General features: G+C 54.8%; 4 protein-coding genes. 2 read left to right on the forward strand and 2 right to left on the reverse strand.

The features are described 5' to 3' along the window. The first annotated feature begins 224 nt into the window (after positions 1-224). Entirely contained in the window at positions 225-437 is a 213-nt protein-coding gene (locus C814_RS24905; RefSeq protein ID WP_016318031.1) for a type II toxin-antitoxin system HicA family toxin, read from the forward strand. A gap of 33 nt (positions 438-470) precedes the next feature. Then, complete coding sequence (locus C814_RS24910; RefSeq protein WP_242829003.1) at positions 471-860, forward strand: type II toxin-antitoxin system HicB family antitoxin; 390 nt, start codon at positions 471-473, stop codon at positions 858-860. Positions 861-888: 28 nt separating this feature from the next. Here the strand turns inward: C814_RS24910 and C814_RS24915 are convergent, their stop codons facing one another. Beyond that, positions 889-1,101, reverse strand: a complete 213-nt coding sequence (locus C814_RS24915; protein WP_016318041.1) for a tail protein X — start codon at positions 1,099-1,101, stop codon at positions 889-891. Beyond that, positions 1,098-1,289: hypothetical protein (locus C814_RS24920; protein ID WP_016318042.1), on the reverse strand; the 192-nt coding region annotated here is incomplete at its 5' end. The genes C814_RS24915 and C814_RS24920, both read right to left, overlap by 4 nt.

Genomic DNA, 1,289 nt, shown 5'->3' on the forward strand with positions numbered 1-1,289 from the left:
TCGGTCTCGTCCTCCTCGTTGTCGGTATAGGAGACCGACAGCAGATACGGTCGAATAGACTTGGTGATGTCCACCCCGTCAAAGGCAATCTCCGCCACCGTCCGGCGGGCCATATTCCGATTGCTCATTGCTGCCTCCCTTTCTTTTTATTGTGTAAAATTATGTATTTTAATCTTGACAAAATGTGTAATATTGTGTATAATATAATTGTCAGGAGGGAAACTATGAACCCACGAAAAGAAACGATCCGGCTTCTGGAAGCACACGGGTTTCTCCTCGCCCGGCATGGAGGAAATCACGATATCTACTTCCATCCCGAAACCAGGCTTACGATCCCTGTGAAGCGACACGATTTTGACGAGGACGACATGAGATACATCCTCAAGGAAGCGAAGATCGACAAAAACCAGATGGGAAAGCGGAAGGGAAAGAAATGACCCTTCCCCTTTTCCGAGCCAACAAGGAGGCATATGATGCATTACACCTATACTGCGGTCATTACGCCCGGAGAGGGCAAGTACTATGCCTGCGTACCCGACATTCCCGGCTGCATCACCACCGGCCGGGACATTGAGGACGCGGTCAGCCAGATCACCGATGCTTTGAGCGGGTGTCTGGTGGTGTGGGAGGATCAGAACCTTCCCATCCCATCGGCTACTCCGCAGCCTGGGGTTTCCCACGGCCAGGACGATATTCTGACGCTGGTCAGCGTTGATACGATTGCCTACCGGGCACAGACCGACACCCGCGCGGTGCGAAAAAATGTATCCATCCCCGCATGGATGGCCGCTATGGCTGAGCGGAAGGGGATCAACTGTTCTAAAGTCCTACAGGACGCCCTCATCCAGCAGTTCTCCTGACAACCCGCCCCGTAAACCCGGGGCGGGTTCATTTTTTCTGTTTCCAAGGCGGAAGTCCGCCGCTTGCCCGCTGCGGGATATCCGGAATTACAAGCCTTGCTCCCGCCGGAAAGATGTAAGCCCCCAGCAGAGTATGCCTCATGTTGGCGCGCATCAGCAGCCCGGTATGATCGGTGCTGCCCATCTGGTCCTGCGCGATGCTGTCCCACATGTCTCCCTGAGTTGTTATATAGCTTTTCATGCCATCCGCCGCCTTTCCCGATCCGCCAGCATACCCGACACCACATCCTGTACCCGCTGGGCAAAATCGTCCCCGAATTCCTGTAATGACGCCACCGTTTCGGGCGTCGCGTTCCCCTGAATGTTGAAGGAAACCTGGATACTCACCGGAGAGTTGTCTGCGCCGCCAACCGGCGCAACCAGTGCGGA

It is taken from the genome of Anaerotruncus sp. G3(2012) (assembly GCF_000403395.2).
GTDB lineage: Bacteria > Bacillota > Clostridia > Oscillospirales > Ruminococcaceae > Anaerotruncus.

What these genes read in the sequence shown, in the direction of transcription:
- C814_RS24910 (WP_242829003.1), top strand. Translation starts at nt 471, where the DNA reads ATGATGCATTACACCTATACTGCGGTCATTACGCCCGGAGAGGGCAAG.
- C814_RS24905 (WP_016318031.1), top strand. Translation starts at nt 225, where the DNA reads ATGAACCCACGAAAAGAAACGATCCGGCTTCTGGAAGCACACGGGTTT.
- C814_RS24915 (WP_016318041.1), bottom strand. Translation starts at nt 1,101, where the DNA reads ATGAAAAGCTATATAACAACTCAGGGAGACATGTGGGACAGCATCGCG.